The organism is Futiania mangrovi (assembly GCF_024158125.1).
Lineage (GTDB): Bacteria > Pseudomonadota > Alphaproteobacteria > Futianiales > Futianiaceae > Futiania > Futiania mangrovi.
In genome coordinates this window covers 410,361-433,211 of the sequence record NZ_JAMZFT010000003.1, presented here as the reverse complement: position 1 = coordinate 433,211, position 22,851 = coordinate 410,361, and the positions used below count along the sequence as shown (strand labels likewise).

At 69.5% G+C, this 22,851-nt stretch carries 25 protein-coding genes; 17 read left to right on the top strand and 8 right to left on the bottom strand.

The annotated features are described in order from the left end of the window. The first annotated feature begins 8 nt into the window (after positions 1-8). The 5 genes from NJQ99_RS14805 (at position 9) to NJQ99_RS14785 (ending at position 3,327) form a co-directional block, all read left to right on the top strand. Positions 9-851, top strand: a complete 843-nt coding sequence (locus NJQ99_RS14805; protein ID WP_269333646.1) for an ABC transporter permease — start codon at positions 9-11, stop codon at positions 849-851. A 201-nt stretch (positions 852-1,052) separates the two neighbouring features. Beyond that, a complete protein-coding gene (locus NJQ99_RS14800) occupies positions 1,053-2,093 on the top strand; it encodes a histone deacetylase family protein (RefSeq protein WP_269333645.1) in 1,041 nt (346 codons plus the stop codon). An 83-nt stretch (positions 2,094-2,176) separates the two neighbouring features. Next, positions 2,177-2,518, top strand: coding sequence for a RidA family protein (locus tag NJQ99_RS14795; protein WP_269333644.1), 342 nt, complete (start codon positions 2,177-2,179; stop codon positions 2,516-2,518). An 11-nt stretch (positions 2,519-2,529) separates the two neighbouring features. Further along, positions 2,530-2,922, top strand: coding sequence for a fluoride efflux transporter FluC (locus tag NJQ99_RS14790; RefSeq protein WP_269333643.1), 393 nt, complete (start codon positions 2,530-2,532; stop codon positions 2,920-2,922). After that, positions 2,923-3,327, top strand: coding sequence for a fluoride efflux transporter FluC (locus NJQ99_RS14785; protein ID WP_269333642.1), 405 nt, complete (start codon positions 2,923-2,925; stop codon positions 3,325-3,327). Between the two features lie 40 nt (positions 3,328-3,367). Here the strand turns inward: NJQ99_RS14785 and NJQ99_RS14780 are convergent, their stop codons facing one another. Together NJQ99_RS14780 and NJQ99_RS14775 are read right to left on the bottom strand one after the other, a co-directional pair. Beyond that, positions 3,368-4,087 carry a hypothetical protein gene (locus NJQ99_RS14780; RefSeq protein ID WP_269333641.1) on the bottom strand — a complete coding sequence of 240 codons (720 nt, stop codon included), beginning with the start codon at positions 4,085-4,087 and terminating at the stop codon, positions 3,368-3,370. 189 nt (positions 4,088-4,276) lie between these two features. Further along, positions 4,277-4,921: a 2-hydroxychromene-2-carboxylate isomerase gene (locus tag NJQ99_RS14775; RefSeq protein ID WP_269333640.1), complete on the bottom strand. Its 645-nt coding sequence runs from the start codon at positions 4,919-4,921 to the stop codon at positions 4,277-4,279. 45 nt (positions 4,922-4,966) lie between these two features. On the opposite strand from NJQ99_RS14775, the gene phnN reads away from it, so the two are divergent. Next, the gene (gene phnN, locus NJQ99_RS14770) at positions 4,967-5,542 is read left to right on the top strand and encodes a phosphonate metabolism protein/1,5-bisphosphokinase (PRPP-forming) PhnN (protein WP_269333639.1); all 576 of its coding nucleotides are present in this window, start codon (positions 4,967-4,969) and stop codon (positions 5,540-5,542) included. Here the strand turns inward: phnN and NJQ99_RS14765 are convergent. The 3 genes from NJQ99_RS14765 to NJQ99_RS14755 are packed head-to-tail and all read right to left on the bottom strand — an operon-like array spanning position 5,539 to position 7,843. Then, positions 5,539-6,372, bottom strand: coding sequence for an extracellular solute-binding protein (locus tag NJQ99_RS14765; protein WP_269333638.1), 834 nt, complete (start codon positions 6,370-6,372; stop codon positions 5,539-5,541). The genes phnN and NJQ99_RS14765 overlap by 4 nt on opposite strands. A 38-nt stretch (positions 6,373-6,410) precedes the next feature. Further along, complete coding sequence (locus tag NJQ99_RS14760) at positions 6,411-7,136, bottom strand: ABC transporter ATP-binding protein (RefSeq protein ID WP_269333637.1); 726 nt, start codon at positions 7,134-7,136, stop codon at positions 6,411-6,413. A gap of 5 nt (positions 7,137-7,141) precedes the next feature. Beyond that, positions 7,142-7,843 (bottom strand): ABC transporter permease, encoded by a 702-nt coding sequence (locus tag NJQ99_RS14755; RefSeq protein WP_269333636.1) that lies wholly within the window; start codon positions 7,841-7,843, stop codon positions 7,142-7,144. 84 nt (positions 7,844-7,927) lie between these two features. Here NJQ99_RS14755 and NJQ99_RS14750 point away from each other — a divergent pair, with 84 nt between their 5' ends. The 5 genes from NJQ99_RS14750 (at position 7,928) to NJQ99_RS14730 (ending at position 12,694) form a co-directional block, all read left to right on the top strand. Continuing rightward, a complete protein-coding gene (locus NJQ99_RS14750; protein ID WP_269333635.1) occupies positions 7,928-8,812 on the top strand; it encodes a helix-turn-helix transcriptional regulator in 885 nt (294 codons plus the stop codon). Between the two features lie 80 nt (positions 8,813-8,892). Beyond that, positions 8,893-10,041 (top strand): aminotransferase, encoded by a 1,149-nt coding sequence (locus NJQ99_RS14745; protein WP_269333634.1) that lies wholly within the window; start codon positions 8,893-8,895, stop codon positions 10,039-10,041. A gap of 18 nt (positions 10,042-10,059) precedes the next feature. After that, positions 10,060-11,034, top strand: coding sequence for a 2-hydroxyacid dehydrogenase (locus NJQ99_RS14740; protein ID WP_269333633.1), 975 nt, complete (start codon positions 10,060-10,062; stop codon positions 11,032-11,034). A gap of 29 nt (positions 11,035-11,063) precedes the next feature. After that, the gene (locus tag NJQ99_RS14735) at positions 11,064-12,248 is read left to right on the top strand and encodes a pyridoxal phosphate-dependent aminotransferase (RefSeq protein ID WP_269333632.1); all 1,185 of its coding nucleotides are present in this window, start codon (positions 11,064-11,066) and stop codon (positions 12,246-12,248) included. After that, entirely contained in the window at positions 12,245-12,694 is a 450-nt protein-coding gene (locus tag NJQ99_RS14730) for a DUF3429 domain-containing protein (protein ID WP_269333631.1), read from the top strand. The genes NJQ99_RS14735 and NJQ99_RS14730 overlap by 4 nt, the downstream gene beginning before the upstream one ends. Here NJQ99_RS14730 and NJQ99_RS14725 read toward each other — a convergent pair. Continuing rightward, positions 12,651-12,833, bottom strand: a complete 183-nt coding sequence (locus NJQ99_RS14725; RefSeq protein ID WP_269333630.1) for a DUF2256 domain-containing protein — start codon at positions 12,831-12,833, stop codon at positions 12,651-12,653. The genes NJQ99_RS14730 and NJQ99_RS14725 overlap by 44 nt on opposite strands. 106 nt (positions 12,834-12,939) lie before the next feature. Here NJQ99_RS14725 and NJQ99_RS14720 point away from each other — a divergent pair, with 106 nt between their 5' ends. The 6 genes from NJQ99_RS14720 (at position 12,940) to NJQ99_RS14695 (ending at position 19,206) form a co-directional block, all read left to right on the top strand. Further along, positions 12,940-13,362, top strand: a complete 423-nt coding sequence (locus tag NJQ99_RS14720; protein WP_269333629.1) for a DUF4149 domain-containing protein — start codon at positions 12,940-12,942, stop codon at positions 13,360-13,362. A gap of 189 nt (positions 13,363-13,551) precedes the next feature. Beyond that, on the top strand, positions 13,552-14,040 hold the full coding sequence (locus NJQ99_RS14715) for a (2Fe-2S)-binding protein (RefSeq protein ID WP_269333628.1): 489 nt from the start codon (positions 13,552-13,554) through the stop codon (positions 14,038-14,040). 31 nt (positions 14,041-14,071) lie between these two features. Further along, positions 14,072-16,414, top strand: a complete 2,343-nt coding sequence (locus tag NJQ99_RS14710; protein WP_269333627.1) for a xanthine dehydrogenase family protein molybdopterin-binding subunit — start codon at positions 14,072-14,074, stop codon at positions 16,412-16,414. An 82-nt stretch (positions 16,415-16,496) separates the two neighbouring features. Continuing rightward, positions 16,497-17,297, top strand: a complete 801-nt coding sequence (locus tag NJQ99_RS14705) for an FAD binding domain-containing protein (RefSeq protein WP_269333626.1) — start codon at positions 16,497-16,499, stop codon at positions 17,295-17,297. A 98-nt stretch (positions 17,298-17,395) separates the two neighbouring features. Next, on the top strand, positions 17,396-18,526 hold the full coding sequence (locus tag NJQ99_RS14700; protein ID WP_269333625.1) for a PQQ-dependent sugar dehydrogenase: 1,131 nt from the start codon (positions 17,396-17,398) through the stop codon (positions 18,524-18,526). A 188-nt stretch (positions 18,527-18,714) separates the two neighbouring features. Continuing rightward, the gene (locus tag NJQ99_RS14695) at positions 18,715-19,206 is read left to right on the top strand and encodes a helix-turn-helix domain-containing protein (protein ID WP_269333624.1); all 492 of its coding nucleotides are present in this window, start codon (positions 18,715-18,717) and stop codon (positions 19,204-19,206) included. Positions 19,207-19,334: 128 nt separating this feature from the next. Here the strand turns inward: NJQ99_RS14695 and NJQ99_RS14690 are convergent, their stop codons facing one another. Both NJQ99_RS14690 and NJQ99_RS14685 read right to left on the bottom strand, forming a co-directional pair. Beyond that, entirely contained in the window at positions 19,335-19,835 is a 501-nt protein-coding gene (locus NJQ99_RS14690; protein WP_269333623.1) for a hypothetical protein, read from the bottom strand. A gap of 84 nt (positions 19,836-19,919) precedes the next feature. Beyond that, positions 19,920-22,715, bottom strand: coding sequence for an AsmA family protein (locus NJQ99_RS14685; protein ID WP_269333622.1), 2,796 nt, complete (start codon positions 22,713-22,715; stop codon positions 19,920-19,922). Positions 22,716-22,851: the final 136 nt, after the last annotated feature.

Genomic DNA, 22,851 nt, shown 5'->3' with positions numbered 1-22,851 from the left:
CGGCGGGCATGACACCGCGGCACATCCTGATCTGGCTGAGCCTGCCGGCCGCCGTCTTCCTGTTTCTCTTCTTCGTGCTCCCGCTCTCGGTCCTGGTGGTCGAATCCTGGGAGGGCGGCGGGGCCGCGTACGGGCGGCTGGTTGCCGATCCGGTGTTCTGGAAGGGGCTGCAGGGCAGTCTCGTCCTCGGCGTCGCGGCGCCGCTCTTCTCCGTCCTCGTGGGCCTGTGCGTCGCGCTCTATCTCGCGCGGCTGGGCGAAGGGGCGCGGACCACGCTGCTGTTCGTGATCTCGCTGCCGCTCACCTTTTCCGGCCTGATCGTCGCCTATGGCTTCATCCTGGTGTTCGGGCGCGCGGGCTTCTTCACGATGTCGGTGGCCAAGCTGGGCGCGGACCCGGCGGTCGTCGGCGGTTTCATCTACTCGCCGCTCGGCCTCGGCTTCGCCTATTCCTACTACCTCATCCCGCGCGTCGTGATGGTGGTTCTGCCTGTCGTGCAGAACTTCGACCATGCGCAGCTTGCCGCCGCGCGGTCGCTCGGCGCGGGCAATCTGCGCGCCTATCTCGACATTCTTATCCCGCAGATCTTTCCCTCGCTGCTGACCGCGTTCTGCCTGACCTCGGCGGTGGCGATCGGGGCCTATGGCACGGCGCTCGCGCTGGTGGGTACGCAGGTCAACATCCTGCCGCTGGTGCTCTATTCGAAAATCTCGGAGACCGGATCGGACTTCCCTGCGGCGGCGGCGATCTCGGTCGTGCTGATGGCGATCACCTGCGCGATCATCGCGGTGGCGGAACTGTTCGGCGGGCGCGACGCGGCCCGCGCTGCCACCCGCCGCAAGCCGGCCTGAGGCCGCGCGCCCCTCGCCCCGGCCAGCCGTCATCGGTCTGGCCGATGATCTACATTCCGAATTTCTATTTGAACGGGGCGTCCTGTGGCGCGACCTTCGGGTACCTGCGCCGGCCCCGCGTCCCTTTCCGCGGTCCGCGCGCGCACCGAAAGACCGCCCGGACGAAACTCCGGCCCCAGGGATGAGAGAGCGCGCATCACGATGAAGGTCATCTTCAACGACGCCCAGCGTCGGCACGACCCGAAGTTCTTCCTGTCGAGCGGCGCCCCGCGCCCGAACCCGGAGCAGCCGGCCCGTGTCGACCGCCTGCTGGCAGGGGCGAAGGCGGCGGGGCTCGCGCGCATGGAGCCCGTCGAGCATGGCCTCGGTCCCATCGCGGCGGTGCACACGGCCGAATACATCCAGTTCCTCGACACGATCCGGGAGCGTTGGGCGCGCATCGACGGCGCCTCGGAAGAGGTGATCCCCAACATCCACCCCGACCGGCGCGGAGGGGCCTATCCGGCGTCTGCCGTGGGGCAGGCGGGCTATCACCTGGCGGACACGGCCTGCCCGATCTCCGAGCATACATGGGAGAGCGCGAAGGTCAGCGCCTGGACCGCGGTCACGGCCGCGGACGAGGTGGCGGGTGGCGCGCCTGCCGCCTACGGCCTCTGCCGTCCGCCGGGGCACCATGCGTTCAAGGATCTCGCGGGCGGCTTCTGCTACCTGAACAATTCCGCGATCGCCGCGGAGCGTCTGCGCGCGAAGGGGGCAGCGCGGGTCGCCATCCTCGACGTCGACGTGCATCACGGCAACGGCACGCAGGGCATCTTCTACGACCGGGGAGACGTGCTGACCGTCTCGCTCCACGCCGACCCGGTGCGCTTCTACCCGTTCTTCTGGGGCTATGCGGAGGAGCGGGGCGAGGGGGCGGGCCTCGGCGCGAACCTCAACATTCCTCTGCCGCGAGGGACCGCTGACGACGCCTACCTGGAAGCGCTGGAGGCGGCGCTGAAGCGCATCCGCGCCTTCGCGCCCGATGCGCTGGTGGTCGCGCTCGGCCTCGATGCCTATGCGGGCGACCCGTTCCAGGGCCTCGCGATCACCACGGAAGGCTTCGGACGGATCGGCGCGGCCATCGCGGCGCTCGGCCTGCCCAGCGTGCTGATCCAGGAGGGCGGCTACCTGAGCGACGAACTGGGCGACAACCTCGCGTCCTTCCTCACCCGTTTCCGGGACGCGCACGGGAAGCAGGGCTGAGGCGCGCACGCCCCATGCGCCCTTGACGGACCGGGCGGGGTCGGCACTCTCTGCGGCTGTCTTCAGCAGAAAGGACCGATCCCATGACCATCACCCGCATCGACCAGGGCCCGCGCATGAGCCAGGCCGTCATCCACAACGGCCTCGTCTGGCTCGCCGGCCAGGTGGGCGAAGGCGCGACCGTGACGGAGCAGACGCAGGACGCACTCGCCCGCGTCGACAGCCTGCTCAAGAAGGCGGGCACGTCGAAGTCGAAGCTGCTGTCGGTGCAGGTCTGGGTCGCCGACGTGGCCGACGTGGCGGAGATGAACGCCGTCTACGACGCCTGGATCGACCCGGACAACAAGCCGGCGCGTGCCTGCGGCGAATCGAAACTCGTCCAGCCGCACTACAAGGTCGAGTTCCTGGTCGTCGCGGCGCTCTGACCTTTGCGGCGATGAGCCTTACGGCAACCGGACTGCTTGCGGTCGCGGCGGGCGGCGCGCTGGGGGGCGTAGCCCGCGCAGCGGTCTCCGGCGCGGTGGCGCGTGGCGTGGGGGAACGGTTCCCTTGGGGTACGCTCAGCGTGAACCTGACGGGCTCGTTCCTGATCGGCCTGCTGGCAGCTGTTCTGGCGGGCCGTCCAGAGGCGGCAACCCTCTGGACCTTGCTCGCCACGGGTCTGCTCGGAAGCTACACGACGGTCTCCTCATTCAGCCTGCAGACGCTGGCGCTGATGCAGGCGGGCGACTGGCCGCGCGCGGGTGCAAATGTCGCGGTGTCGCTTGGCGGATGCATCGGGGCGGCGGCAGCGGGCTGGCAGGCCGCGCCGGCGCTGGGGCTGTCCTAGATGGATGGCGCGCTCGCCCGCCATGGTGCCATTGCAGCCGGTGCGGCGTTGGGCGCGGTGGCGCGCGCAGGACTGGGCGCGGCGCTGGGTGGCGGGCTGCTTGCGGGCACGCTGGCCGCCAATGTGCTGGGGTCGGTGGCCATCGGCCTGTTCGCGGGGCTGACCGTTCCCGGCGGGCGCTACGAGCCCTCGCCGGTCGCGCGCCAGTTCGTCATCACGGGGCTTTGCGGAGGGTTCACCACCTTCTCCATCTTCAGCCTCGAAGCGCTGGAGATGCTGATATCGGGCCGTGCGGGCCTCGCAGCAGGTGCCGTTGCGCTGTCCGTCGCGCTCTGGCTTGGCGGTGTGTGGGCCGGGTTCCGGCTGGGCAAGGGGCTTTCGGGCCGCCCGCCCGCAGGCGCGTGAGCCGGGAGCGCAAATTGCCCCCGGCCCATTGGCTTGCCTGTCAGGCAGTGCGCCGGCGGCTGAGGCCCAGCGCGGCGAGGCCGAGCGCCAGAAGGGTAAGCGGCGCGGGCGCGGGAACCTGCGTGCCCGGTTGCGCCTGGGTCAGAGGTTCGCTCTCGCGGCTCTCGGACACGACCAGCGTTTCCTCCCCGGCATAGCTCGTGCCGCCCGCGTCGTCGTATCCCATGGCCCGCACCAGCGCGTTGCCCTGCGCATCCATGCGCAGGTCGAACCAGCCGAAGAGCGTATCGGTCGCGGTCGCCAGCATGATGCCGAGGAAGCCGTCGGCAATGGCCGTGCCTGCGTTCCACTCGCCATTGTAGGAGATGTAGGTTCGGCTCGGCCAGCAGCTGCGGCGGAACCAGCTGCCCGAGCAGCCGCCCGGAGAGTAGGAGTAGTTGTAGTCGGCCAGATGCCGTGTGCTGGTGAAGCCGAGCGCGGCGTCGATCGCATCGCCCGCCGACAGCGGTCCGCCGGTCGCGATCTGCGCGCCGTTGAGCCCGGTCACATGGAGGTCCGACCAGCGCGAATAGTAGGAAGAATAGCCGTAGGACTTGTCGAAACGGACGTCGTCGATGCCGTCGCCGTTGATGTCGTAGGTGCGGCTCGTCGAGCCGCTGATCCAATGGTTGATGTCGGTCCTGACCGGCGCGGCCTCGGCAGCCGCGACCGTTCCGAGCGCCAGCACGAGCGCGGCCGCAATGGTCTTGATGCGTGTCACCCCTGGGTATTCCCTGCGTTCTTGTCGGATCCCCCCGGCGATTGCCGGGCGCCGATGAAAAAAGCAGGGTTCGTGCCAAGCGCATCGCATGGCAGGAAACCGCCCGTTCCATGGGCGGTTATATGGTTAACGCCGGGCCCGTGGCGCGGGCGATGTGTCAACGAGACGTGACGCCTGTGTCAGCATCGGTCAGGTCCGGGCCGGTGGAGGGCCGTTGAAGGGCGTGCCCGCGTAAGGCTTCGCCAGCGCGCGGGCCACCATCTCCAGCCGGTCCTGGCCGTAGAACATGTCGCAGTCGACGACATAGGTGGGCGAGCCGAAGACCGAGCGGGCGATGGCGTCCGCCGTGTTGGCATCGTAGACCGCGCGCACTTGCGCTGTGTCCGCCGCGGCGAGCAGGGGGGCGGGGTCGAGCCCGCATTCGCGCGCGAGGCGCGCTAGCGTCGGGGCGTCGGCGAGGTCGGCGTCGTCGCGCCAATGCGCCTCCAGCATCCGGTGCGCGAGGCGGTCGATGGTGTGCCCCGTCTCCATCGCGGCGATCAGCAGGCAGTTCGGCAGCCCGATATCGTTGGCGTGGTGCGTTGGGAAGCCGTCCATAACGGGTGCGTTGCGCTCCTCCGCCCAGCGGACGATCTCGCGCCCGAAGAAATAGGCCATGTGTGCGGGGCTGCGGTCGCGGAAGGGCACGGGGCTCGCCGCCGCCACGACGCGGCGCAGGTCCATCGGGCGGTGGACGATCTTCACGCCCGCCGCGCCCGCGATCTCCATGAGCCGGGCCGATCCGAGGTAGGCAAAGGCGGAATGGGCGGAATAGAAATATTCGAGGAGGGGCATCAGGTCGCCTTCGTGATGGACAGGGGCAGGTGCGGAGGACAGGCCGTGACGGGAGACGACGCAACGCCGGTGGCGGGCACGCTGGTTCTCGTGGCCGGGCCGTCGGGTGCCGGCAAGGATACGCTGCTTGCAGGCGCGCGGGCCAGCCTGGCGCACGATCAGGGCTTCGTCTTCGTCCGCCGCACGATCACGCGGGCCCCGGACGCTGGCGGGGAGGCGCATGACGCCATGACGCCCGAAGCCTTTGCCGATGCGGAGGCGGCGGGCGCCTTCGCGCTGTCGTGGCGGGCGCACGGGCTTGCGTACGGTCTGCCCGCCGCGATCGGGGACGATCTCGCGGCGGGGCGCGTGGTGGTGGCGAACGTCTCCCGCACTGTCGCGGACGAGGCGCGGGCGCGCTGGCCCCGCGTTCTGGCGGTGCTCGTCACGGCCTCGCCCGACATCCTCGCCCGCAGGCTGGCGGAACGGGGCCGCGAGGGCGGCCAGGCCCTGCGCGACCGGCTGGCCCGCGCGGCGGAAGGCGAGGCGGTCTTCGCCCCCGACGTGCGCATCCTCAACGACGGGGTTCCCGAGGACGGGATTGCCGCCCTCGTGGAGGCCCTGCGGGCGGTGCGGTCCTAGCTGCTGCTGCCGGACTTCGCGTTCGGGAAGAACAGCTGCTGGCCGTCGAGCTTGTAGTCGGCGATGGCCTTCTGCCCCTCGGCAGAGATCAGCCAGTCGATGAAGGCCTGGCCGTCGTCCTTCTTCACGTGTGCGTGCTTCTTCGGGTTCACGAGGATCACGCCGTACTGGTTGAAGAGCGCTGGATCTCCCTCGACCGCGATTTCCAGGTCGGCCTTGTTCTTGAAGCTGATCCAGGTGCCGCGGTCGGTCAGCGCATAGGCGGGAAGCTGGGCGGCGGTGTTCAGCGTCGCGCCCATGCCGGAGCCCGTCTCGCGGTACCAACTCCCCTTGGGCTCGATGCCCGCCGCCTTCCACAGGTGCAACTCGGCCTTGTGGGTGCCGGAATCGTCGCCGCGGGAGGCGAAGGTGGCGGAGGCTTCCGCGATCTTCGTCAGCGCCGCCGCGGCGTCGGACATGCCCTTGACGCCGGCCGGGTCGGCCGCCGGCCCGGCGATCACGAAGTCGTTGTACATCACCTCGTTGCGGACGACGCCGTAGCCCTCGGCGACGAACTTCTTTTCCGCGGCAGGCGCGTGGACGAACACCACGTCGGCGTCGCCGCGCCGCCCGGTCTCCAGCGCCTGGCCGGTGCCCTGCGCGATCACGCGCACCTCGATCCCGGTCTTCTTCTTGAACAACGGCAGGATATGCTCGAACAGGCCGGAGTTCGCCGTCGAGGTCGTCGAGGCGACGGTGATGAAGCGGTCGGCGGCCGTCGCCGGAACGACGGCAAGCGCCGCGAGGCTGGCCAGGGCAGCGACCGCTGTGCGGCGGGTCAAGGTCAGCATGCGTTTTCTTCCCTTTGCGGCATGTTGTGTCGGATGGCTCACGAGAGCAGGTCGCCGTTCAGGAAGCGGCGCGCGTCCTGCGTCGCGGGCGCGGTGAAGAACCGCTCCGCCGGTGCCTCCTCCACCAGGCGCCCCTTGTTCAGGAACAGGATCCGGTCGGCCATGCGCCGGGCCTGCCCCATCTCATGTGTCGTCATCACGATGGTCATGCCATCGGCGTGACAGGCCATGATCATCTCCTCGATCGCGCGCGTGGCGGTGGGGTCGAGCGCCGACGTCGGTTCGTCCAGCAGCAGCACCTCCGGCCGCATCGCCCAGGCGCGCGCGATGGCAAGCCGCTGCTGCTCCCCGCCCGACAGCACCCGCGCCGGGCGGCGGGCAAGGTGCGTGAGTCCGAAGCGGGCGAGCGAGGTGGCCGCGCGCTCCTCGCGCTCCGGGCGGGCCATGCCCTGCGCGCCCAGCGCGTGCGTGATGTTGGCGAGCGCGGAGCGGCGCAGCATCAGCGGGCGCTGGAAGACCATTGCGCGGCGCTTCAGCGCCAGGGCTCCGGGCGCCGTCCCCCACGAGACGCTGCCCGAAGCAGGTGTCAGCAGCCCGTGGCAGAGCCGCAGCAGCAGGCTCTTGCCCGCGCCGTTGGGGCCGATCACGACCAGGCGCTCGCCCGGCTGCAGATCGAAGCTCACCCCGTCGAGCAGGCGGGCGCCCCCCGCCTCGAAGGAGAGGCCGCGGACGTAGAGCGGCAGGACGCCGAGGGGGCCGTGCATCGCCGTCACCCTCCCGCGATCCGTTGCGCGACGCGCGCCGTTGCAAAAGCCGCTGCGTTGAGGCCCAGCGTGATCGCCAGAAGGATGATGCCGAGGCCGAGCGCGAGCGCGAGATCGCCCTTCGACGTCTCCAGCGCGATGGCCGTGGTCATGGTGCGCGTGTGGCCCGCGATGTTGCCGCCGACGATCAGCACCGCACCCACCTCCGCGCTCGCCCGCCCGAAGCCCGCGAGGATGCCGGTGACAAGGCTGAACCGCCCGTCCCACAGAAGGGTGGGGATCGCCCGCATCCGGCTCATGCCCAGCGCGCGCAGATGCTCCGCATACTCCGCCCAGAGATCCTCGACCGTCTGGCGCGTCAGCGAGACGATGATGGGCAGAATCAGGATGGTCTGTGCAGCCACCATCGCTTCCGGCGTGAACAGAAGCCCCAGAAAGCCCAGAGGCCCGGCCCGCGACAGCAGCAGATAGACGGCAAGCCCCGCCACCACCGGCGGCAGGCCCATCAGGGCGTTGACCACCACCACCACCACGTTGCGCCCAGGAAATCTTGCCAGTGCCAGCGCCGCACCCGCCGGAAGGCCAATGAGCAGCGCGATCCCCAGCGCCGACAGCGTGACGCTCAGCGACAGCGCGACGATCTGCGCCAATTGCGGATCGCCGGAGAGAACGAGCGCGACGGCGGTGGCGAAGGCGTTGTCCTGCATGAGGCTCCCTGTTCCTTGCGGCAATTATGGGTCTGGTGTAGCCTTTTTCAAATATCCGTAATCCTCGCAATACAGCGCATTAAAATGCAGGCAAAAGGCTATCTGACGACGGCCGAGGTCGCGGCCTATCTCCGCCTCAAGGAGCGGACGATCTATGACCTCGTGGCGCGCCGGGCGATCCCGTGTTCGCGCGTGACGGGCAAGCTTCTTTTCCCGCGCCGGCTGGTCGACCGTTGGGTGGAGGACGCGGTGGAGATGACGGGGCGCGTGCCGGTGACGCCGCCGCCCATCTTGGCGGGGTCGAGCGATCCGCTGCTCGACTGGGCGCTGCGGGAGTCCGGGGCGGGGCTCGCGGCGCTCTACGAGGGCTCGTCGGCGGGACTCGCGCGCTTGGCGGGCGGCGAGGCGATGGCGGTCGGCCTGCACGTGCCCGACCGTTCTGCCGCCACCTTCAACCTGGAGGCCGTGCGCACGCTCTCGGACATCACGGATCTCGTGCTGATCCGCTGGGCGCGGCGCCAGCAAGGGCTGGTCGTGCCCGCCGGCAATCCGAAGGGACTTGCCACGCTCGCCGACGTGGCGCGGACGGGTGCGCGCATGGTGATGCGACAGGCGGGCGCGGGGGCGCAGATGCTGCTCGGCCGGCTGCTGGAAGCGGAGGGTATCGACCCCGACACGCTGACGCCTGCAGAGGGCCATGCGCTGACCGAGGCGGACGTGGCGAGCGCAGTCGTCTCCGGCGCGGCCGATTGCGGACTTGCCGTCGGCGCGGTCGCAAGGGGACGCGGTGTCGGCTTCGTGCCGCTCGCGTGGGAGCATTTCGACATCGCCTGCCGCCGCCGCGACTGGTTCGAGCCGCCCTTGCAGGCGCTCTTCGCCTTCGCGCGCACGCCGGTGTTCGCGCGCCAGGCCGACGCGCTCGGCCACTACGACATATCGGTCACCGGCGCGGTCGCCTACAACGCGTGAGCGTGGGCTTTGCGCGGGCGCGCGGTGCGGGCTAATGTCCGCGGCCTGTCGCTTTCGCCTGCCGGGGGATCCTCGCCGCCATGAATCGCCTGTTTTCGGCCTTGCCCACCACCGTTTTCGAGACCATGTCCTGCCTCGCGCGGGAGCATGATGCGATCAACCTCGGCCAGGGGTTCCCGGACGATCCGGGGCCGGAGGCGGTGCGCCGCGCGGCCGCCGATGCCGTGGTGGACGGGTGGAACCAGTATCCGCCCATGATGGGCCTCGATGCGGCGCGGGAAGCACTGGCGGCATTCTACGCCGCCGAGCAGGGCATCGCGCTCGACTGGCGGGCGGAGGTGATGGTCACGTCGGGCGCGACCGAGGCGCTGGCGGCAGCCATGTTCAGCCTGATCGAGCCGGGCGACGAGGTGATCCTCTTCCCGCCCATGTACGACGCCTACCTGCCGCTGGTGAAGCGGGCGGGCGGCGTGCCCGTCTTCGTGCCGCTGGAGCCGCCGTCCTGGCGCTTCGATGCAGACGTGCTGCGCAAGGCGTTCACGCCGAAGACCCGCGTCGTCCTGCTGAACAACCCGGTCAATCCGTCGGGCACACTGATCCCGCGCGAGGACCTGGAACTTCTGGGCGCGCTCACGGCGGATGCAGGCGCCATCGTCGTCTCCGACGAGGTGTGGGAGGGGACGGTCTACGACGACGCGCCCTTCACCAGCGTCCTGCACATCGACGCCTTGCGCCACAGCGCGGTGAAGATCGGCTCGGCGGGCAAGCTCTTCTCGCTCACCGGCTGGAAGGTCGGCTGGGTGTGCGCCGCGCCGGCGCTGACCGCGCAGCTTGCCCGCGCGCACCAGTTCCTGACCTTCACGACCCCGCCCAACCTGCAGGCGGCGGTGGCCTTCGGGCTCGGCGAGGGGCGGGGCAGCATCGCGGAGACACGCGCCATGCTGCAGGGGCGGCGCGACCGTTTCGCGGGCGGGCTGGAACGGCTGGGCTTCCGGGTGAACCCGTGCGCGGGCACCTACTTCCTGACCATCGACACCCGCGGCGAGGACGACGTGGCCTTTTGCGAGCGTCTCGTGCGGCAGGGAGGTGTCGCGGCGATCCCGGTCAGCCATTTCTACGCCGGGCACGATCCGCAGCGCGGGACCGCGCGGCTGTGCTTTGCGAAGTCGCCGGCCACGCTCGACGCTGCGCTCGACCGGCTCGCGGCCTTCGTGGCCAAGGCTGCCTGAGCGGGGAGGGGGAAGGACATGCCGGCACGCGACGTTCTGGTACTTCCGCGTCTGCCCGACTATGTCGGCCGCGCGCTCGACGCCCGCTTCACCGTGCACCGTCCCTGGGAGACGGCCGACCCCGACGCCGCGCTCGACGCGGTCGCGGACCGGATCGGCGCGGTGGTAGCCTGCCCGATGTGCGATCCCGTGACGGCGGCGCTGATCGACCGGCTGCCAGGTCTTTCGATCGTGGCGAACTTCGGCGTCGGCTACGACACGGTGGACGTGGCCCACGCGAGCCGGCGCGGCCTGATCGTCACCAACACGCCCGACGTGCTGTCGCAGGAAACGGCGGACACCGCCTGGGCGCTGGTGCTGATGGCCGTGCGCCGGTTCGGCCATGCGGAACGCTGGCTGCGCGAGGGGAAATGGGAACGCACCGGCCCCTTTCCGCTGTCGCCCCTGTCGATGCTGGGGCGGACCGTGGGGGTCGCGGGCCTCGGCCGTATCGGGGGGGCGATCGCGCGTCGGGCGGCGGCGTCCGACGTCGAGGTCGCCTACACCGCGCGCACGCCCAAGCCGGACGTGCCTTATGCCTATTACCCGGACATCCTCTCGCTGGCTGCGGCGGTCGACACCCTCGTGCTGGCGACGCCGGGCGGGCCGGAGACGCAGAACCTCGTCGATGCGCGCGTGCTCGACGCGCTGGGTCCGCGGGGCGTGCTCGTGAACATCGCGCGTGGGTCCGTCGTCGACCAGGAGGCGCTGATCGCCGCGCTGAAGGAGGGCCGCATCGCGGCCGCCGGTCTCGACGTCTACACGGACGAGCCGCAGGTGCCTGCGGAGCTCATGTCGCTCGACAATGCCGTGCTCTTCCCGCACGTAGGCTCCAGCACGCAGGCCACGCGCGAGGCAATGGCGGACATCGTCGTCGACAATCTCGTGGCGTGGGAGGAGGGGCGCCCGCCGCCGACGCCGGTGGCCGAGACGCCGTTTTCAGGCTGGTCGTAAGAAGAACAGGCCGAAGGAGGTCTCTTGGGATGCTGCAACCGATCGAGGGCATGGACCGCATCGGGGAGGAGAACGCCTTCGCCGTTCTCGCCCGGGCGACGCAACTGGCGACCCAGGGCCGCGACATCGTCAACCTGGGGATCGGCCAGCCCGACTTCCCGACGCCGCCGCACATCGTCGAGGCCGCGGTCAAGGCGCTGCGCGACGGGCATCACGGCTACACGCCCGCGACCGGTATCCTGCCGCTGCGCGAGGCCGTCTCCGCCGACCTGCACCGACGCCACGGCGTCGAGGTGAGCCCCGACAATGTGGTCGTGGTGCCGGGCGGCAAGGTGACGATGTTCTTCGCCATCCTGATGTTCGGCCGGCCGGGCGCGGACATCCTCTATCCCGACCCCGGTTTTCCTATCTACCGCTCGATGATCGAGTTCACGGGCGCGCGCCCCGTCCCGGTACCCCTGCGCGAGGAGACGGGCTTCGGCGCGACGGCGGACGACGTGCTGTCGCGGCTGACGCCCGCGACGCGCCTCGTGATCGTCAACTCGCCCGGCAATCCGTGCGGCGGCGTGATGCCGAAGGCGGAGGTGGCAAAGCTCGCCGCCGGTCTGGCGCAGCGGCCCGACGTGGCGATCCTCTCGGACGAGATCTATTCCTGCATGACCTATGACGGGGAGGCGCACGAGAGCCTTCTGAAGTACCCGGAGATCCGCGACCAGCTGATCATGCTGGACGGCTGGTCCAAGACCTATGCCATGACCGGCTGGCGTCTCGGCTACGCCGTGTGGCCCGACCAGCTTGTGGGCCATGCGCGCAAGCTCTGCGTCAACGCGCATTCCTGCGTGAACGCGCCCGCGCAATGGGCGGGCAAGGCCGCGCTCGAAGGCCCGCAGGACGCCGTCGCCGAGATGCTGGCGGCCTTCGACGCGCGCCGCAAGGCGGTGGTCGCAGGGCTCAATGCGCTGCCGCATGTCACCTGCGCGACGCCCAAGGGCGCGTTCTATGCCTTCCCCAACATCTCCGGGACCGGCTGGAAGGCGAAGCCGCTCGCCTCGGCCCTGCTGGAGGAGGCGGGCGTGGCCACCATCGGCGGACCCGACTTCGGCATCCACGGCGAAGGCTACATCCGCATCTCCTACGCGAACTCGCTGGAGAACATCGAGCGTGCGCTGGGCCGCATCGGCGATTTCCTGGGCGAAAGGGATAAAACGGCATGAGCAGGACGGCAGAAACGGCGGAGATCCCGCGCGCGGCGGCCTGGCTCGGGGGCCTGGGGCTGCTGCCCTTCGCGTTCGGGGCGGGCGCGGCGCTGCTGGGCGACCCGGTCTGGCGGACGGTGGGCGGGCATGTGCTGCTGGGTTATGGCGCGGTGATCCTCGCTTTCATGGGTGGCGCGCAATGGGGCGCGTCCATGCACCATGAGCCGGGGATCGCCCGCCGCCTCACGCTCTCGGTTGTGCCCGCGCTCGCGGCCTTCGGCGCGCTGCTGCTCGGGCCGCAGGGGCTGTGGGTGTTGATCGCGGGCTTCTGGGGTGTGCTTGTCGTGGACATCGGCCTTGCGCGCGACGGGCTTGCGCCCGCCTGGTACCCGCGCCTGCGGATCGCGCTGACCGCGACCGTCAGTCTTCTGCTGCTGACGGGGGCGGCGGCACCTTTCCTCTAGGGCGCGCGCGCCGGCAGGCGTCGGAGCAATAGCGCACCTCGTCCCAGACGTCGGCCCATTTGCGCCGCCACGCGAAGGGGCGCCCGCAGGCCGCGCAGGTCTTCTGCGGCAGGTCGGACCTGCGTCTCATCCGGGCCATCGTCACCTCGCGTGCGGGGGTCGCCCGCGTTGCCACCGGCCCTATATGGTTCGCAGCGGCGGAACGGGCGAGCATGCGCCCGGCGCGTCCGCGGGAGGGGATGCACATGGACTGGATCATGGCCGGTACGGTCGTGTCTGGCGGACTGCTGCTCGGCGGGATGGTTTTCTTCTCCGCCGTCGTCGCGCCGCTCGTGTTCGTCAAGCTGCCGGAGCAGGAGGCGGCCCGCTTCATCCGGGCGCTGTTTCCCTTCTACTACCTCTATGGCGCGCTGACGGCGGCGGCGTGCGCCGTGCTCATGTTCGCGGTCAACATCACGCTCGCCGTCGTCGTGGCGCTGGTGGCCGGTCTCTTCGTCTATGCACGCCAGGTCCTGATGCCGCAGATCAACGCGGCACGGGACGCCGAACAGGGCGGCGACGCAGCAGCGGGGCGGCGTTTCAGGTACCTGCACCGCTGGTCCGTCACGCTCAACGCCGTTCAGCTTCTGGGCGTTCTGGCCGCACTCGCGCGGGTCGCCGGAAGCTGAGTGCTGGGACTAGGCAGAAAGGTGGATATGTCGCGCATGCAGCCATCTTGCGGACGCGGCGATTTCGGGTCACGCTGACCCGCAATCGGGCCGCCGTTCCGGACGGCCCGCGGCGCGCCGGCGCCCAAGCAACATCGTGCAAGCGAGCCCAACGACTACGGGGCCAATTTTTCAGGTGGGAGGCTTTTAATGCCAAAAGTTACTATGAGTGTGAACGGTCGCCAGGTCTCCGGCGAGTGTGAGGATCGCACTCTGCTGGTGCATTTCCTGCGGGAGAACCTGGGTCTTACCGGCACGCATGTCGGCTGTGACACCTCGCAGTGCGGCGCCTGCGTCGTTCACGTCGACGGGCTCGCGGTCAAGTCCTGCACGATGCTGGCGGCGCAGGCCGACGGCAGCAACGTGACGACCATCGAGGGGCTGGCCAAGGGCGATGAACTGCACCCGATGCAGGCCGCCTTCCGCGAGCATCACGGGCTCCAGTGCGGCTTCTGCACGCCGGGCATGATCATGGCGGGCATCGACATCGTGAACCGCAAGGGCGGGCCGAACCTCGACGAGAAGACCGTCCGCGAGGAGCTTGAGGGCAACATCTGCCGCTGCACGGGCTATCACAACATCGTCAAGGCGATCCTCGACGCGAACGCGAAGATGAGCGGCGCCCAAGCCGCCGAATAATCGCCGACAGGGATCGACAGGGAGGAAGATCATGGGAGCTGACGGACTGGGTCAGCGCGTCCTTCGCAAGGAGGACAGGCGCTTCATCACCGGAAAGAGCCGCTACACCGACGACATCGCCGTGGCGCGCGCCACGCACGCGGTCTTCGTGCGCTCGCCCTACGCGCACGCGCGCATCCGCAACATCGACGCGTCCGAGGCGCTGGCCATGCCGGGCGTCCACGCGGTGCTGACGGGCAAGGACTTCGCCGAGGACAAGCTCGGCAGCCTGATCTGCGGGTGGATGATCCATTCGAAGGACGGCACGCCGATGAAGGTCGGCGCGCATCCCTCCATCGCCGCCGACACGGTGAAGCACGTGGGCGACCAGGTCGCCGTCGTGATCGCCGACACGCGGGAGCAGGCGCGCGACGCCGCCGAGAAGGTGGCCGTCGACTACGAGGAACTGCCCGCCGTCATCGACCCCGTGAAGGCGATGGAGCCCGGCGCACCGCAGATCCATCCGGAGGCGCCGAACAACCACATCTTCACCTGGCCGATCGGCGACGAGGCGGCGACGGATGCCGCCTTCAAGGACGCGGCCCACGTCGTGAAGATCGACGTGGTCAACAACCGCCTGATCCCGAACGCGATCGAGCCGCGTGCCGCACTCGCCGTCTATGACGAGGCGGAGGAGAGCTACACCCTCTACAACACCACGCAGAACCCGCATGTGGCGCGCCTGGTGCTGTCGGCCTTCGTCGGCGTCGCGCCGGAGCACAAGCTGCGCGTGGTCGGCCCCGACGTCGGCGGCGGCTTCGGCTCCAAGATCTACGTCTATCCGGAGGAGACGGTCTGCCTCTGGGCCTCCAAGAAGGTCGGCCGCCCGGTGCGCTGGACGGCGGAGCGGACGGAGTCCTTCCTGACTGACGCGCACGCGCGCGACCATGTCACCCACGCCGAGATGGCCTTCGACGCCGACCACCGCATCATCGGCTTCAAGGTGAACACGATCGCCAACATCGGTGCCTACATGCAGATCTTCTCGTCGGTCACGCCCACCTATCTCTATGGCACGCTGCTCTCCGGGCAGTACGACATGAAGAACATCTATTGCGAGGTGACGGCGGTCTACACCAACACGAACTGCGTCGACGCCTACCGCGGCGCGGGGCGGCCGGAGGCGACCTATCTGCTCGAACGCCTGATCGAGAAGGCGGCGCGCGAGATGGGCGTCGACCGTGTGGAGTTGCGGCGGAAGAACTTCATCAAGTCCTTCCCGCACCAGACGCCGGTGATCATGAACTACGACTCCGGCGATTTCGACGCGCTGATCGAGAAGGCGCTGGAACTGGCGGACTACAAGGGTCTGCCGGCCCGCAAGGAGGAGGCGAAGACGCGCGGCAAGCTGCGCGGCCTCGGCTTCTCGACCTATATCGAGGCGTGCGGTCTCGCCCCATCGGCGGCGGTCGGTTCGCTCGGCGCCGGCGTCGGCCAGTGGGAATCGGCGGAGGTCCGCGTGAACCCCACCGGCAATGTCGAGGTTCTGACCGGCAGCCACAGCCACGGCCAGGGCCATGAGACGGTCTTCGCCCAGCTGATCGCCGACCGTCTCGGCATCGGGGTGGAGAACGTGCAGATCGTGCACGGCGACACCGACAAGGTGCAGTTCGGCATGGGCACCTATGGCTCGCGCTCGGGCCCCGTCGGCCTCAACGCGATCCACAAGGCGCTGGAGAAGGTCGAGGCGAAGGCGAAGAAGATCGCCGCGCACCTGATGGAGGCGGCGGAGGACGACATCGTCATCGAGGGCGGCAAGCTGAAGGTCGCGGGCACCGACAAGGAGCTGAGCTTCGGCGAGGTGTCGCTCGCGGCCTACACCGCCCACAACCTGCCGCAGGGGATCGAGCCGGGGCTGAAGGAAGGCGCCTTCTACGACCCGATCAACTTCACCTTCCCGTCGGGTTGCCACGTCTGCGAGGTCGAGGTCGACCCCGACACCGGCCACACGGAGATCGTGAAGTTCACCGCGGTCGACGACTTCGGCAACATCATGAACCCGATGATCGTCGAGGGGCAGGTCCATGGCGGCCTGACCCAGGGCATAGGCCAGGCGATGTTCGAGGGCTGCATCTATGACAAGGAGACGGGCCAGCTTCTGACCGGCTCCTACATGGACTATTGCATGCCGCGCGCGGCCGACGTGCCGTCCTACACGCTCGGCCATTCGACGACCGTCTGCCCGTCGAACCCGCTGGGGCTGAAAGGCTGCGGCGAGGCGGGCGCGATCGGCTCGCCGCCGTCTGTCATCAACGCGATCATCGACGCCACGGGAAGCGACAACATCGCCATGCCCGCGACGCCGGAGCGTGTCTGGCGCGCGATCCACGGCTGATCCGGGTGCCTCTCTCCGTCCCGCCGCGACCGGCGGGGTGGGGGCGGGCGGCCCGCACGAACATCAGGGAGAAACGAGAACCATGTATTCCTTCACCTATCACCGGCCCACGAGCCTGTCGGAGGCCAAGTCCCTGCTCGGCGGGGCGGAGGACGGCAAGCTGCTGGCCGGCGGGCAGACGCTGCTGCCGACGATGAAGCAACGCCTTGCCATGCCCTCCGACCTGGTCGACCTCGCCCAGGTTGCCGAGCTTCAGGGCATCGAGGTCACGGGCGACGCCGTCGTGATCGGGGCGGCGGTGCGGCACGCCGACGTCGCCTCCTCGGCGGAGGTGCGCAAGGCGATCCCCGCGCTCGCCGATCTCGCCTCGCACATCGGCGACCCGCACGTGCGCCATCGCGGCACGCTCGGCGGCTCGGTCGCGAACAACGACCCGGCTGCGGACTATCCGGGCGCGGTGCTGGGCCTCGGCGCGACCGTGTACACCGACGCCCGCCAGATCGCTGCGGACGACTTCTTCAAGGGCATCTTCGAGACGGCGCTGGAGGATGGGGAGATCATCACGAAGATCTCCTTCCCGATCCCGGCCAAGGCGGCTTACGCCAAGTTCCCGAACCCGGCCTCGCGCTATTCCCTCGTCGGCGCCTTCGTCGCGCAGATGAAGGACGGCTCGGTGCGCGTGGCGATCACCGGCGCTGGCGCGAGCGGCGTCTTTCGTGTAGCCGAGATGGAAAAGGCGCTCGCGGGCAACTTCTCCGCCGATGCCGTCGCCAATGTGAAGGTGTCGCCGGACGACGTGAACGGCGACATCCATGGCTCGCCGGAGTATCGCGCCCATCTCGTCACCGTGATGGCGAAGCGCGCGGTGGCGGCTGCCGGCTGAGGCGGTCCCGGCGCGTTCGGCTGGACGCGCGGCCCCTTCGAACCCATGTCAGGCGGGGGGCGATCCCCGCCTGATGCCGTTCAAGGGAGGCCCGACCGATGACCCTCGCCCGCCTTGCCGCCGCTGCCGCCGCCGCGCTTGCCATCGTGCCTGCCGCGGCATCTGCCGCCACGCCCGAACAGGTCGCGAGCCTGCGCCTGCCCGACGGCTTCAAGGCGGAACTCTTCGCCGAGGTGCCGGGCGCGCGCGAGATGGCCGTGATGGACGACGGACGCACGATCTTCGTCTCCACGCGCGGCGAGACGGTATGGCGGCTGGACGACGTGGACGGCGACGGGCGGCCCGACGCGCGCACCGCCGTCATCACGGACGGCAAGATGCCGCACGGCATCGACATCGGTCCGGACGGCCGCCTCTATGTCGTCGAGACGCACCGGGTCCGGCGCTTCGCCCTCAGCGAGACCTGGCCGCGCGAGCCGGGGCCCGGAGAAATGCTGCACGAGGGGCTGATCGACCGGCGGCACCACGGCTGGCGCGCCGCCGAGTTCGGGCCGGACGGGCTGCTCTACGCGGCTGTCGGCGCGCCCTGCAACATCTGCGCGGTGGAGGGGCTCGCGGCGACCCTCGTCCGCTTCGATCCCCGGACCTGGGAGCCCGAGACGATCGCGCGCGGCGTGCGCAATTCGGTCGGGTTCGACTGGCATCCGGAGACGGGCGTCCTCCATTTCACCGACAATGGCGGCGACAACATGGGCGACCATATCCCGCCGGACGAGCTGAATCGGCTCGACGCGCCGGGCCAGCACTTCGGCTTTCCCTTCGTCTGGGGCAAGGCGGAAAAGCCCTATCCGCAGTTCGCCGATGCGACGCCGCCCGAAGGCACGGTTACGCCGCTCGCCGAGATCGAGGCGCATGCGGGCGCGCTCGGCATGGTGTTCTACACGGGCGCCATGTTCCCGGAGGAGTACCGCAACGACGCCTTCATCGCGCTACAGGGCAGCTGGAACCGCGATCCGATGGACCCCTCCGGCTATCAGCTTCTGCGCGCACGCTTTTCCGCCGATGGCGGCTTCGAGCGGCTGGAGATCTTCGCCGACGGTTTCCTCGCCGGGCAAAGCTCGCGCACGGCCTGGGGCAAGCCCGCGCAACTGGCGCTGCTGCCCGATGGATCGCTGCTGATCGGGGACGACTACGCGGGCGCGATCTACCGCATTTTCCACGAAAACTGAGGACTATGGCGGGCCGAAGGGGCTGGTTTACGCCCTCTTCACCCTTCTGCCCTAAAGTTCGGGAACCGGGAAAAGCGATGCGGAATCGCGCCCGTAAACGAATCACTTGTTGAGTCTCGTTAAGAACGTTGCTTCAATTGTAAAGGGTTTCTTTGGGGCACTTCGGACGCAGCCAGCAAGGGGTCACCATGTCCGTACGTCACCTCGCCATCGCAGAGTTTCGCGATGCCACGCGCGTCTCCGGCGGCACGATGCGCCGCGGCGGCCGCCCCGAACGCGATCCGGACAAGCCGATCGGCGCCGTCCTGCGCGAACGCCGGATCGGCCGCAACGAGGACGCGCACGACACCGCATCCAAGCTCTGCCTGACCAAGACCTATCTCTTCGCGCTGGAAGAAGGCGCCTACGACCGGCTGCCGGCCGCCTGCTACACGGTTGGCTATGCCCGCGCCTATGCCCGCCACCTCGGCCTCGACGCCGACGAGGTCGCGGGCCGCGTGAAGGCCGAACTGGAGCAGGCCGGCCGGACCGAGGAGATGGAACTGCCGAAGGGGGAGGCGGAACGCCGCGCTCCGCGCAAGAGGTTCCGTATCGGGGCGGCGGCCATCGTCGGCCTGTCGCTCGCCGCCGTCGTGGTGCTGGCGAGCGTGGCAGCGCTGGCTGCCGTTACCATCTTCTGAGACGCTTCAGCCGCTGAACGGCGTGAGGAAGGATGAGCCCGCGCGCGGGCCATTTCGCGGCTGTACGCTTGCGTGCCCCGGTGAGCGTGCGGCCTTGGGCATGTGCGCGGCAGGGCGCGCGCGGCGCCTTACGCCGCCGCCCGCCCCGACCTGATCCAGTTCTCGATGTTCTTGCGCGAGACGCGGAAGCCATAGTGGCCGCAGGTCGCGCCCACCTCGTCCTTGAAGAAGGCGACGGCGTCCTTGTCGGTACGGTCGACCGGCCAGTCGATATGCGACCATTTCTGCTTGGCCGCGATGTGGAAGAGGCCGTTCACGAGGTCTTCGGCCAGGCCATCCGCGCCCGCCGCCTCGGTGACATAGATCGTCTGCACCTGCGCCCCGGCCGACATGGTGTAGGGGTCGTAGGTGTGAGAATACATCAGCATGCCCGACGGGCGGGCCCGATGGAATCCGATCAGGCACTCGAACAGGCCCTTTCCGCCGGGTCCGTCCTCCTTCAGGCGCTCGGCGACCTTGTCGCGCTCGATCCCGTCGCCGCCCTCTGTCTCAGACAGCATCTTGAGGACGATATAGGCGAGGGCCTGAGCGTCCTCCGCGCCCGCGGCACGGATCGTTTGACCTGACATGTTCGGTCCCATCCCTGAAAGGCCGTTAGGTCACTTGATAAGACCACGGCGAATCTTAAGGGGAGATTGACGGGGACCGCACCGTCAGCGGTTCAGCAGCCCCCGCAGCAGATCTTTCGGAGATGGTGGCGACGAGGAGGGTGCCGGCTCCTCCTGCGTCGTCGTCGTGCCGGACGGGCTCTCCTGCGCGGGTGCTTGCTGCGTCTGGCTGCCGCCAAGCACCTTGTCGAGCACGCCGCCCAGCGGACTCTTCGTGCCTTCGGTGGTCCCGCCCTCCGACGTTCCGCCGCCGCCGAGCAGGCTGCGGATCGCATCCGTTCCGCCGCCCTTCAGCCCCTCCAGCCCCTGTTGCAGGGCCTGCGGATCGCGCAGCGCACCCGTGATGGCGCCCGTGAGGTCGGGCCGGTAGGAGAGGTTCGACCACGGGCCAGACACGACCACGGGCACGACGATGCCCTTGAGGTCACCCTGGCCGCCCTGCCCCTGAAGGCTCGCCACCGCCTTGGGCTCGATCCGGTAATCGACAGTGCGCGCGGGAAGGTCGACCGTGCCGGCACCCGTAACCCGCAGCAGCGGCCCAACGAGCGCGAGGTCGTTGTTGGTCACGATGCCCTTCGCGATGGTGTAGGTCGCGGTCAGCGCCGCGAAGTCGGTCTTCTGCGTCTCGCGCGCCGAGGAATCGAGGAAGGCGTTCGCGGCATTTCGCACCATCGCCGCCAGGTTGATCCCGACTATGGCGCCGTCGCGCACGTCGATCGCGCCCTTGCCGCCCAGCGCGGACACCATCTGCTTCACGCTGCCGCCCGCCGTCGTCACGTCCATCTCGACATTGCCGGTGCCTTCCAGGCGGGTGAAGTCGGCCGCGTCCTTGAGGAGGGGGCCAAGCTGCACGCCGGCCAGTTTCAGCGCGCTCGCAAGCTGCGGTGCCGCCCCGCCCGCGGCCAGCGTGATGCGCCCGCCGCCGGTCCCGCCATATAGGCCCAGGTCGCTGAGGTCGAGCCGCAGCGTGCCGTCCTTCAACAGCAGGCGCGATGCGGCCTTGTCGAGCTTGAGCCCGCCTGCCCGCACGTTCGCCGCTGTCAGTTTCAGGTCCGCGTCGGCGAGAGACAGGGCCGACAGGTCGATGGGTGCGTCGCTCCATCCGTCCTCAGCGGGCTTTGCCTGTGCCGGCGCGTCTCCGCCGCCAGCCGCACCGGCAAACGCGTCCACGTTGAGATTGGCGAGTGCCAGTGTGCCCTTCACGTCCGGCCGGCCGTTGAGGCCCGCGGCGCGGATGTCGCCCGTGACGCTCGCCTCGTCCAGGTTAAGCGTCAGCGCCTCCAGCGCGACGCGCGCGGGCGTCGCGTCCACGCCCGTCTGCAGCGCGAGCGCACCCAGAGTGCCCTGCGGCGTCTCCACCGGGATCTCGAGCCAGGCGAGAAGATCGCGCACCGACGGGCTGTCGACGGTCAATCGGCCCTTCACCGCCGGGGCGTTGCCCGCCGTGCCCGTGCCCTTGAACGTCGTGGTGACCTTCGGCGAGGCGACGGCCGCGTCGATCGCGATGGGAACGCCCGCCATCGGGTCGCCCGCCGCGTTGGCTGTCAGCGTGATGGCGAACGGCTCCCCACGCCAGGTGAGTGCCCCCTCGCTCGTTGCCTCCAGCGCAGCATCCGTGCGCTTCACGCGGCCCTGGAACGAAATGCCGGACAGCGCGGCGAGCGTCGGGCTGACCGGCTGGCCCAGCCAGGTGCCGAGGTCGGCAGGCGCGGGCACGCCGAGGCTGTAGGTGCCATCGAGAAGCGGCAGGGCGTCGGTCATGGCGACCGTGCCCGCATAGCTCGCGCTCAACAGGTCGGAGGTGACCTTCGCGTCCAGCGCGACCGGCGCGCCGCTGCGCGGATCGCCCTCGCCGCGCGCGGTGACATCCACCGTCATCTGCCGTCCGTTCCAGCCGGCAGCGCCCTTCACCTCGGTGTCGACGCCGTCCGCGTCCGCGCGCAGCCGTCCTGTCACGTCGATGCTTTCGAGCGGGGCCGCGTCGTCCGGCAGGCTCTGACCGGTCCATTCCGCCAGCGCGTCGGTGGACGGGACCTTGAGTTCGAACGTGCCGTCGACGGCGGGCAGGGGCCCGCCCGGCTGCACCGTTCCCGCAAACGCGATGGTCGCAAGCTGCGAGGCGAGGCGCGCCTCGATGCGCGTGCGTTCGCCCGCCTGCGCCGACGCAAGCGTGTCGAGCGTGACGTCGATGTCCGCCTGCTCCCCGTCGAGGCGCAGGCCGCCCTTGGCGGTCAGCGGCTGGTCGATGGCGGGCAGCGACACCGCAAGATTGATTTCGCTCGCCTCGCGCCGCTCTCCGGTGCGCCGGTCCGTGAATGTGACGAGACCGTCCACGATCTCGACGTTTTCCAGCGAGATGTTCCGGGGAAGCTGGCCCGCCCCCTCCGATGCATCGCCGCGGCCCTCGCCAGCGGGTGCCTGACGCCCGGCCGTGCCCCCTTCGCCGCCGGGCTTGCCGAACATCCAGTTGGGGGTGCCGTCCTCGGCCACCTCGAGATGAATGACGGGCTTCACCAGCCGGAAACCCTCAACCTTCACCTCGCCGGTCAGCAGCGGCATGAGCGCGAGCTTTGCGGTGATCTGTTCCGCCGCAATCATGTCGGGATCGCTTGCCCCCTCCGCGTTGGAGAGGGTGATTCCGCCCGCCTCGACCCCGAGACTGGGGAAGACGGACGGCGCGACGTCGCCACTGATCGTCAGGGTGCGGCCGGTGGCGCGTTCGACCGCAGACGCCACTTGCGTCTTGATCGTCTCCGCCGGGATGAGGAAGGGCAGCGCCACCACGCCTGCGATCAGCACCACCACCAGAATGCCGAGGCCGATCAGAATCCGCTTGAGCATGGCTGCGACTCCCCTTCGCGTATCTTGCCGGAAAGCTATGCACAATCGGGATGGCGAAACAACGGCGGGCCGTGTTCTTCCGTAAGCCCGGCCCATGCGCCCCGCCATCCCCCGGGGGCCTTGCGGGCAGCGGGGG

Excerpts from the sequence above, each read along its gene's own strand:
- NJQ99_RS14700 (WP_269333625.1), top strand. The coding sequence starts at position 17,396 with ATGACCCTCGCCCGCCTTGCCGCCGCTGCCGCCGCCGCGCTTGCCATC.
- NJQ99_RS14785 (WP_269333642.1), top strand. The coding sequence starts at position 2,923 with ATGGATGGCGCGCTCGCCCGCCATGGTGCCATTGCAGCCGGTGCGGCG.
- NJQ99_RS14715 (WP_269333628.1), top strand. The coding sequence starts at position 13,552 with ATGCCAAAAGTTACTATGAGTGTGAACGGTCGCCAGGTCTCCGGCGAG.
- NJQ99_RS14725 (WP_269333630.1), bottom strand. The coding sequence starts at position 12,833 with ATGGCCCGGATGAGACGCAGGTCCGACCTGCCGCAGAAGACCTGCGCG.
- NJQ99_RS14690 (WP_269333623.1), bottom strand. The coding sequence starts at position 19,835 with ATGTCAGGTCAAACGATCCGTGCCGCGGGCGCGGAGGACGCTCAGGCC.
- NJQ99_RS14745 (WP_269333634.1), top strand. The coding sequence starts at position 8,893 with ATGAATCGCCTGTTTTCGGCCTTGCCCACCACCGTTTTCGAGACCATG.
- NJQ99_RS14685 (WP_269333622.1), bottom strand. The coding sequence starts at position 22,715 with ATGCTCAAGCGGATTCTGATCGGCCTCGGCATTCTGGTGGTGGTGCTG.
- NJQ99_RS14795 (WP_269333644.1), top strand. The coding sequence starts at position 2,177 with ATGACCATCACCCGCATCGACCAGGGCCCGCGCATGAGCCAGGCCGTC.
- NJQ99_RS14805 (WP_269333646.1), top strand. The coding sequence starts at position 9 with ATGACACCGCGGCACATCCTGATCTGGCTGAGCCTGCCGGCCGCCGTC.
- NJQ99_RS14760 (WP_269333637.1), bottom strand. The coding sequence starts at position 7,136 with ATGCACGGCCCCCTCGGCGTCCTGCCGCTCTACGTCCGCGGCCTCTCC.
- NJQ99_RS14710 (WP_269333627.1), top strand. The coding sequence starts at position 14,072 with ATGGGAGCTGACGGACTGGGTCAGCGCGTCCTTCGCAAGGAGGACAGG.
- NJQ99_RS14735 (WP_269333632.1), top strand. The coding sequence starts at position 11,064 with ATGCTGCAACCGATCGAGGGCATGGACCGCATCGGGGAGGAGAACGCC.
- NJQ99_RS14790 (WP_269333643.1), top strand. The coding sequence starts at position 2,530 with ATGAGCCTTACGGCAACCGGACTGCTTGCGGTCGCGGCGGGCGGCGCG.
- NJQ99_RS14775 (WP_269333640.1), bottom strand. The coding sequence starts at position 4,921 with ATGCCCCTCCTCGAATATTTCTATTCCGCCCATTCCGCCTTTGCCTAC.
- NJQ99_RS14720 (WP_269333629.1), top strand. The coding sequence starts at position 12,940 with ATGGACTGGATCATGGCCGGTACGGTCGTGTCTGGCGGACTGCTGCTC.
- NJQ99_RS14765 (WP_269333638.1), bottom strand. The coding sequence starts at position 6,372 with ATGCTGACCTTGACCCGCCGCACAGCGGTCGCTGCCCTGGCCAGCCTC.
- NJQ99_RS14740 (WP_269333633.1), top strand. The coding sequence starts at position 10,060 with ATGCCGGCACGCGACGTTCTGGTACTTCCGCGTCTGCCCGACTATGTC.
- NJQ99_RS14695 (WP_269333624.1), top strand. The coding sequence starts at position 18,715 with ATGTCCGTACGTCACCTCGCCATCGCAGAGTTTCGCGATGCCACGCGC.
- NJQ99_RS14755 (WP_269333636.1), bottom strand. The coding sequence starts at position 7,843 with ATGCAGGACAACGCCTTCGCCACCGCCGTCGCGCTCGTTCTCTCCGGC.
- NJQ99_RS14705 (WP_269333626.1), top strand. The coding sequence starts at position 16,497 with ATGTATTCCTTCACCTATCACCGGCCCACGAGCCTGTCGGAGGCCAAG.
- NJQ99_RS14750 (WP_269333635.1), top strand. The coding sequence starts at position 7,928 with ATGCAGGCAAAAGGCTATCTGACGACGGCCGAGGTCGCGGCCTATCTC.
- NJQ99_RS14800 (WP_269333645.1), top strand. The coding sequence starts at position 1,053 with ATGAAGGTCATCTTCAACGACGCCCAGCGTCGGCACGACCCGAAGTTC.
- NJQ99_RS14730 (WP_269333631.1), top strand. The coding sequence starts at position 12,245 with ATGAGCAGGACGGCAGAAACGGCGGAGATCCCGCGCGCGGCGGCCTGG.